General features: G+C 68.7%; 10 protein-coding genes. 7 read left to right on the forward strand and 3 right to left on the reverse strand.

Annotation, left to right across the window (positions count from 1 at the left end):
- The first annotated feature begins 292 nt into the window (after positions 1-292).
- Positions 293-691, forward strand: coding sequence for a hypothetical protein (locus tag CLV92_RS20665; protein ID WP_211291330.1), 399 nt, complete (start codon positions 293-295; stop codon positions 689-691).
- A 99-nt stretch (positions 692-790) separates the two neighbouring features.
- Here the strand turns inward: CLV92_RS20665 and CLV92_RS20670 are convergent, their stop codons facing one another.
- Positions 791-1,333: a hypothetical protein gene (locus tag CLV92_RS20670; RefSeq protein ID WP_146099717.1), complete on the reverse strand. Its 543-nt coding sequence runs from the start codon at positions 1,331-1,333 to the stop codon at positions 791-793.
- A 307-nt stretch (positions 1,334-1,640) separates the two neighbouring features.
- Here CLV92_RS20670 and CLV92_RS20675 point away from each other — a divergent pair, with 307 nt between their 5' ends.
- Together CLV92_RS20675 and CLV92_RS20680 are read left to right on the forward strand one after the other, a co-directional pair.
- Positions 1,641-2,558: a hypothetical protein gene (locus CLV92_RS20675; RefSeq protein WP_146099718.1), complete on the forward strand. Its 918-nt coding sequence runs from the start codon at positions 1,641-1,643 to the stop codon at positions 2,556-2,558.
- Positions 2,559-2,678: 120 nt separating this feature from the next.
- Positions 2,679-3,848 (forward strand): hypothetical protein, encoded by a 1,170-nt coding sequence (locus tag CLV92_RS20680; protein WP_104435962.1) that lies wholly within the window; start codon positions 2,679-2,681, stop codon positions 3,846-3,848.
- Between the two features lie 133 nt (positions 3,849-3,981).
- Here the strand turns inward: CLV92_RS20680 and CLV92_RS20685 are convergent, their stop codons facing one another.
- The gene (locus CLV92_RS20685; protein WP_104435964.1) at positions 3,982-4,314 is read right to left on the reverse strand and encodes a hypothetical protein; all 333 of its coding nucleotides are present in this window, start codon (positions 4,312-4,314) and stop codon (positions 3,982-3,984) included.
- Positions 4,315-4,479: 165 nt separating this feature from the next.
- Between CLV92_RS20685 and CLV92_RS20690 the strand changes: the two genes are divergently transcribed.
- A complete protein-coding gene (locus tag CLV92_RS20690; RefSeq protein ID WP_146099719.1) occupies positions 4,480-5,034 on the forward strand; it encodes a hypothetical protein in 555 nt (184 codons plus the stop codon).
- Positions 5,035-5,101: 67 nt separating this feature from the next.
- On the opposite strand, the gene CLV92_RS20695 is transcribed toward CLV92_RS20690, so the two are convergent.
- Entirely contained in the window at positions 5,102-5,737 is a 636-nt protein-coding gene (locus CLV92_RS20695; protein ID WP_146099720.1) for a hypothetical protein, read from the reverse strand.
- 125 nt (positions 5,738-5,862) lie between these two features.
- On the opposite strand from CLV92_RS20695, the gene CLV92_RS20700 reads away from it, so the two are divergent.
- The 3 genes from CLV92_RS20700 to CLV92_RS21205 form a co-directional block, all read left to right on the forward strand.
- Positions 5,863-7,032, forward strand: a complete 1,170-nt coding sequence (locus CLV92_RS20700; protein ID WP_104435969.1) for a hypothetical protein — start codon at positions 5,863-5,865, stop codon at positions 7,030-7,032.
- 43 nt (positions 7,033-7,075) lie between these two features.
- Positions 7,076-7,474 (forward strand): hypothetical protein, encoded by a 399-nt coding sequence (locus CLV92_RS20705; RefSeq protein WP_146099721.1) that lies wholly within the window; start codon positions 7,076-7,078, stop codon positions 7,472-7,474.
- A gap of 155 nt (positions 7,475-7,629) precedes the next feature.
- A partial coding sequence (locus tag CLV92_RS21205) for an Imm15 family immunity protein (protein WP_146099722.1) occupies positions 7,630-7,960 on the forward strand: 331 nt, incomplete at its 3' end.

Below are 7,960 nucleotides of genomic sequence, written 5' to 3' on the forward strand. Positions count from 1 at the left end.
GCGGCGACCTGCTCCAGCGTCACGTCCGGATCACGGTTGCGAGCGACCCGCACGACGTCATCGCGGAACTCGCGGGGGTAAGGCTTGGGCACAGCAACATCCTCCCAGGCTGCCTCTCGGGCAAGCCAGCGTCGGTGTCACCGGATCATGCAGCAGACCCGAACATCCTCATCTGCCGCGCGCTGAGGGCGCGATCATGACGGCCGTCGGACGTCCTCAATTGCCGAAGAGCGCGCATGGCGCGGAGGCTCGCACCGACTGTCGGACCTGGCCAGGTGCGAAGATCCAATGCATGCCGGACAGCTTCAATCCGTACAAGGGGCCATTGATCCTGATCGGCTACTGGGATGGTCCACACACGTCAGCCGGCTGGCCCGACGTCCGTGACTTTGTGGACGAGCAGTGGGACGAGCAGGAGCGACAGGATGTCGGCTCCTACCTCATGCATGGTCTTGTAGCCAGAGCGTTCATGGGCTACTCACGCTGCCGCTTCTGCAATGAGAACAACGGGAGTCTCGAGTTCACAGACGGCGTCTACCTGTGGCCGCAGGGCTTGGCGCACTATGTGTTCGAGCATGGCGTGCGCCTCCCGGAGGCCTTCGTCCGCCATGTAGATCATCAGGCGGATCTTGAGCTGGAGCTCACGGTGGACGACACGTGGTGGCGAGGTGCTGCGCCGGACAGCAGGTGAGCGCCGGGCCGCAGGACAGGTCGACTCAACATCCGACCACGCCGCCCTCCGGGCGCGGTCATGGCGCGGTCATGGCGTGGTCCGACGGAGGCGTGGAAGTCAAGCTTCAGGCAGGTCCAGTGGTGCGCTGATGTGGAAGTGCGCGTCGAGCATCTGCACCAGGGCTGTGCCTCGGTCACCCAGCTCATGCTGCTGCCCCCAGCGCTCCACCCGCTCCAGGAAGGCGATGAGGTCTGCCTGCACCTCTCGAAGCAGCCCCGGCAGAGCTACGGCCTGCAGATCGATGAAGCCAGCGGCCACACGCACAGCGCCCCCGGGCGCCTCGGAGTCCTGCCAGATGCGCAGACGGTCCGGCAGGACCTCCACTGCGGGGGTGGGGTCGTGTCCCAGCCACGGGGACTGACCTCGAAGAACCTCGGCCCACTCCCGCCAGTTCTCCAGGCCGGCGCAACAGCCCGGCACCACCACCGCGCCGGTCCCCTCCTCCTCCACGCGAAGGCCGCCGGCCGCGATCAGCTGCTCCATGGTGAGGGTGGCGTCGATGGCCTCCTGCGCGCTGGGTTCTGCTGCGGTGTCGTCCTGGTCGGGCAGCAGCTGGGCCAGGAAGAGGCCGACCTGCTCGCTGCTGCAGGCACCATTCAAGATCAATCAGGAGAAGTCGTCCACGGCGGCCACCGGCCAGGGACAGGTGTCATCGTGCGGGAGCACCTCCAGGACCGCCCGCATCCGGATCACACCAGCATCCAACTGCACCCCGGACCCCGGTGCGCGGCGCACGAAGGGCGACTCACGGCGAGTACCAGATCATGGCGAGCCGCAGGGCCTTCACGCCGCCCGAGCAACGTCCGACTTCGCCGCTGATGGGGCGCGATCATGGCGCCGCGGACGCACGACTTCGCCGATCTGCCCGCGTTCGCCATGACGTCGACGCAGGCGGCATCGTGATCGGGTGGACCTGTCACGCAAGCGCGGGCTGGAGCTGCGCAGAGAAGTTCTGGCGCTGTCCATGACGCCGGCGCGTGACCTGGGCCGGCTGGTCGTGCCCGACGGCGCTGAGGTGGTCGACGATCCGGTCATCGGTGTCGGCCCGGAAGGATGGACCTGGGCGTGGTGGGCATCTGTGCGCACACCTGGATGCGGCGTGCTGAGTGCCCACCGACCCGGCGGACACGTCGACGACGCCTGGCCGCACAGCGGCGTCGACGGCGTGGAACACGTCCAGCCCCTCCCCGGCCAACGCATCCTCCTGGCCGGCACCACCAGCGACGAGGGGTCGTGCTGGGCGCAAGTGCGCACTCTGGACGGGCAGGTCCTAGCCACCGGTGACCTCGGCCGCGACGTGCGCCACATCCTGACCACCCGCAGCGGCGAGATCTGGGTCGGCTACGGAGACACCGCCACCACCTCGTCAGGCCCCGGTGCCACCGGCCTGTGCCGCTTCGCCGAGGACCTGACGCCGACCTGGACCTACGCGCCGCCGACCCCGACGGCGGGCATCCTCGCCTGCTACGCGCTCAACGTCACCGACACCGCGGTGCACCACTGCACCTACGGCGACTTCCACCTCATCGCCATCCACGGCCACGACATCACCGACCACGGCCTGCTGGACCGGCGCGGAGCCCGTCAGCTGCTCATCGAGGGCAGCCGTGGAGCCCTCATCGGCGGCTGGGGCGCCGCCTACGACCTCATCACCACCTTCACCGTCGACGAGCACGGCACCCACCTGGACGGGCAACAGCAGCGTCTGGTCCTCCCCGACGGCCTGGAGATCTACGGCGCCCAGACGACCTGCCGCGGACGCCAACTGCACCTCCACCTGCGCCAGCACTGGTACGCCATAGACCTCGACGACCTGCGCCCATGACCACGCGCAACATCCGACTTTGCCGCCCTCAGTGCGCGATCATGACGGCCGACGAACGCCCGCATCCCTCGGTACGCGCGTGGGCGTGGCTGCGTCGGTTGACTGGGTCACGATGGTCGGGTGTGGGAGACCTGGCGCGAGGAGATGCGGACCTGGGAGCAGTCGCGGTGGCGGCAGTGGTACGAGGAGCACGAGCAGCGAAGCCGCGCTAAAGACGAGTGGTGGCGACGAGAGGCCGAGGAACAGAGGAGGCGCCTCGCGGAAAAGTTGAGGCCGTCAGAAGATTCCAAGCAGGACTCCGAACAGCACATGGAGCTGTACCGCCAGGACGCTCTGGAGCACCCCAGCGAGGCACAGCGGGCGCATGAGCAGCAGGAGTCGATCCGCCGGCAGGAGGTGTCCGCCTACCCGACGCTGCCGCTGCGCCACCACGCCGACCTCCACCACCTCGACAGGCGGTCGCAGCAGCAGGAGCCGGTGACGGTCGGCTTCGGCCCAGCTGGTGACGCCTTGGTGGTGTGGGAGCACGGCGGTGAGGGCGCCGTCCAGGTCAGCCACCACGCCCCGGACGGGACGCCGGGCACCATCACGCCGGTGCCGCCGCAGCCCCACCGGAGCGAGGTGCAACCGCTGCCCGACGGCCAAATCCTCCTGGCCTCAGCGCGCTGTCGGCGTGATGAGGACGACGACAACGCCGCCGTCTACGACGACACCGGCCGGCTGGTCCGCACCGCCCACGTCGGTGACGCCATCCAGCACCTCCTCAGCACCGCCAGCGGCGAGGTGTGGACGTCCTACTTCGACGAAGGCGTCTTCGCCTGGTCCGGACTGAGCACCCACGGCCTGGTCCGCTTCGGCACCGACCTGACACCACAGTGGCGCTACCCGCAGAAGAGGCAACCTGACCTGCCGGTCATCGACGACTGCTACGCCCTCAACGTCACCGGTGAGACGGCCTGGGCCTACGCCTACGACGCCTTCCACCTCGTCAGCGCCGAAGGGCAGCACGCCCACGACCACGGCCAGGTCCCCTTCCGTGGCGCGAACGCGCTGCTCGTCGACGGAGACCGCGCAGCACTCATCGGCGGCTACCCCGCCGAGCGTCACGTCATCACCCCCCTACACATCACCCCCGAGGGGTTACGCCTGGCAGGCCCACCGCGGCGGCTCACGATGCCCGACGGCCAGCCCCTACCTCGTGCGCGCTACACCGGCCGCGGCCCCGAGCTCCACGTCGCCGTCGGCGCCACCTGGTACCGCCTCGACCTGGACGACATCACGCCACCCTGAACGCCCTCTTCTGACGCGCTCAGGGCGCGATCATGGGCGGCCGGCGGACGCGCGACTTTGTCGATCTGCGGATGATTGCGAGGAGCCATCGACGGTCCTCATCAGAGCGGGAGGAGGGATGCTCCGGGCTGCGTCACCGGTCGCTGGACACGGTGTCGACGTGGAAGTACGCCACGACCTTGTAGCCCTCAGTGACCACGATGACGGTCCCTGGATGGACGAGGAAGCGCTCATCGTCCTGCTGGACCAGCCAGGTCCCCTCGGCTCGGGAGGTCCAGCCATGCCGATCGGCTACCCGGAGCACGAAGGAGGCCGACCCGTTCTCCTCCGTCCAGGGCGGGACGTGGGCCGTTGCGGCGTAGTCGTGCTCCGCAGGAGTGGCGGGCGGACCGGACATGCGCCCGCCCTGCTCGGCCGTCAACCAGACGATGCGTCCCTCGAAGGGGAAGCTCTCCTCCCAGCGCATGGGGACAGTCTTCCGTCACTGACCACGAGGGGGCGTGCCCCGCGCCGACTGAACATCCGCCTCTGACGCTCAGTGCGCGATCATGGCGTGCTGTGGTCGTCACCATGTTCAGCACTGGGCTTGCATGGTCGATGAAGGGGCGTGGACCCCGCGGGCGAGGCTGACATGGACACCCCCACCACGAACACGCCGACCGCCTCGGTGCGCCCTTGGTGGCAGCGCAAGCCTGCCGTGGTGGCCGCCATCGCCGCTCTCGGCGTCAGCGGGATGGGCATCGCGGCTACAGCCGCCGCCGGTGGCTTCGCGGTCAGCGTGAACGAGAACGGCGTCGTCATGAACGACCTGTCCCGCGTGGCCAACGTCTACAACGGGCGCATCGTGACATTGGGCGAGATCCAGGACCTCAACGATGAGGGCCAGGCGCTCTACAGCTCCGCCAGCCCCGAGCTGACCTGCCAGGGGATCATGCTGCACTTCGACACCCCCGCGGAAGCCGATGAGTACGGCCACGGCTACACCGCCCGCGCCAAGGCCCACGCCGCCAAGACGACCGCCGGCGGCACCATCCACCCCGGCGCCGGTCAGGCTGCCGCCCCTGCAGGCACCGCCCCTGAGGGGAGCATCGCGGCGACAGAGGACCCCTGCGCGGCGTTCAAAGACTCGCCCAGCTTCGTGCCGGAAGGCGTGAAGCTGCCGGCAGCCTCCTCCGGCCAGCGCTGAAGACAGGCCGTGAGCAAGCAGTCCGCCATCCTCTGAGTCGCGCGCTCATGCCGCACTGCGGGCGCGATCACGGCGCGGCTGCTGAGGGCAGTGGGGCTGTGATCGACCAGCTCGCGTCGAGGGCTTCGACCAACGCGGCACCTCGGCGCCCCAGCCGCCGGTGTGCACCCCAAGCGCCGACGACGTCGAGGAAAGCAATCAAGTCCATGCGCACTTCCTCCAGCAGGGGCAGCAACAGGTGTGCCGGCACGTCGAGGAACGAGCTGGACGCTGGATCAACGGCCGCCGCTTCAGCGTCCTGCCAGACACGGAAGTAGTCGGTGAAGAGCTCCACGCCAGCGCTGGGCGAGTGCCCCAGCCATGGCTGACGCCCGTCAAGGAGGTCGACCCACTGCCGCCAGTCCTCCAAGCCGGCGCAGCAGCCGGGCGACACTTGGACTGCTCTGGCGCTGTCCTTGAGCAGCAGACCACCTGGGGTCGCCAGCTCGTCGGCCGCAATGAGGAGGTCGATGGCTTCGGGCAGGGTCACCCCGCGCAGGTCGTGTCCTTGGTAGGCGACCAGGTGGGCGACGACCAGACCGACCTGCTCCGCCGTGCAGTCGTCGTTCAAGGCCAGCCACGTCGGAGTGAGCACCGGAGCCACCGGCCAACGCGCTGCCTCTACTGGGGCGGTGATCTCGGTGACCGCCTGCATCTGCAGCACGTACCCATTGAAGCCGCTCAACGCCCGCCTTTGCCGCGTTGAGTGCGCGATCATGCCCCACCCAGACGCACGCCTCTGTCGAAGAGCGGTCGTGCACTTCTGCTCCAGCAGGTCAGGATGCTGGCATGTGGGAGACGTGGCGGGAGGAGATGCGGCGCTGGGGACGGCAGCAGTGGCTGGAGTGGCATGCCGAGCACGAGCGGCGCAAAGAGGCTGCCAATGCGCAGGCGCAGCAAGAAGCTGCGGAGCACTGGCAACGAATCGATCAAGAACGACGACGCCTCGGGATCCGGGAAGGCGACATCGAGCAGCTGCAAGAGCTGCTCCGGCAAGACCGCCTACAGCATCCGGAGGAGTCGCAGTCGAGCCAGGAGTCGGACAGACGCCGCGCGATGCGTCGGCAGGAAGTGCTCACATATCCGACGCTGTCACTGCGCCACCACGCTCACCTGCAGCGCCCCGAGGGCGTGCCCGAGCAGCAGGATCCGTTGACTGTCGGCTTCGGCGCAGCTGACGACGCCGTCGCGCTGTGGGACGGCTCCAGCCAGGGCGCCGCTCTGGTCAGCTGGTACCACTGCGATGGCCGGCTCGCTGCGAGCACACCGTTGACAACGGTGTCCTGGCCCCACCGCGTGCAGCCGCTACCCGATGGACAGGTGCTGATCATCGGAAGCCACACCGCCGACGGGTTCAGCGCCGCTGTCTACGACGCATCGGGGCGGTTGGTACGCGCAGCCGACGTCGGCAAGAGCGTCACGCACGTACTGAGCACCGCCGACGGCCAGGTGTGGATCGGCTACGACAACGCGGTCGCCAACGAGGGCGAGTTCCGCCTGCACGGCCTGGTCCGCTTCGATGTTGAGCTGTCACCTCAGTGGCGCTATCCCCTCGGCACTGCGCTGCCGGCTTTCCCGACCTGCCAGGCCCTCAATGTCAATCGACACAAGGCATGGATGTACGACTATGCCTCGTTCCACCTCGTCAACATCGACGGTCAGCAGGCTGTCGATCACGGTCGCGTTCCAGTCGACGGGGCTCACGGGATGCTCGTCGAAGGTGATCATGCCGCGGCGGTGGGCGGCTACGCCGGGGAACGCGACGCGATCACCCCGCTGCGGTTGACCGCTGACGGCATTTGGCTGGCAGGTCCGCCAGTACGGCTGGTGCTACCAGGCGGCGCGGACTTGCCCCAAGGCTTGACCCAAGCCCGGTACACCTGCCGCGGCTCTGAGCTACACCTCTCGATCGGCGCCGAGTGGTACCGCCTCGACCTGGACGACCTCCCCACTGGATGAAGCGCCCGCCTATGCCGCCGACAGGGCGCGATCATGGCGGTGGATGAGCACACTCGGCTTCATGGCCAAGCAGCGCCGCGCAGCGTCCTTCGCTCAGGTCGTGCAGGAGGTCAAGGCGGCACCGCCGGCGCCGGTCCCCTTCGACCTGCTGGGCCCTGGTGGCCGCGGCTACCGCCTGGTCGACGCCGACCTCAGCTCCGAACGCGCCCGCCAGATCGCCGCCGAGGGCGCCGGCTTGGGCTGGGACGCCTGCGGCTGCGGCGGAGACTGCGGCTACCGCTGGCACAGCCCCGAGGAGGTGGTCCACGCGGCCACGGCCGGCCCGCCCGAGCTGCGTCGCCAAGGGCACCTGCAGGGCAGGATCGCGCTGCTGCGCACCGACGAGGGTGAGCACCTGCTGCTGGCGCACTTCCCTATGCGCTGGGGCCAGCTACTCGACTGACCCGACACCATCGCCCCGTCATCCGCATTTGCCGCCCTGGGGGCGCGATCATGGAGGCTGGCGACGTCTGCCGATGTCGAAGAACGGAAGGACTGTCGTCCAGTCCGGAGCTACGGCCGGACAGGCTCATGACTTGATCGCAGCGAGGGGGCGGCATGGCACTGGGTGTGGATGCGGATCTGAGACCGGCGTTCGCGAAGCTGCTGCAGGTCGAAGGGCTTGACGACCTCGATCGGCTCACCGGCTCCGTGAACACCTTCGACGAGCCGCCACTGTCCTCGCGGTGCGACCACATCGCCTTCCTGAAGCACCTGCCGGTCACTGAGGCCAACACCCAGCTCATCCGGGCCGCCGTGGAGCACCTGGACCGCATCAACGCCCACCTGGAGGCTGAACCGCCCCGGCGAGTCCGGAGACTTCCTACTCTGAGGCTCCGACCGGTGTCGGGGTCTGGTGGTGAGCGTAGTGAGCCTGCTCGGCCTCGAC

Source organism: Kineococcus xinjiangensis (genome assembly GCF_002934625.1).
Lineage (GTDB): Bacteria > Actinomycetota > Actinomycetes > Actinomycetales > Kineococcaceae > Kineococcus_A > Kineococcus_A xinjiangensis.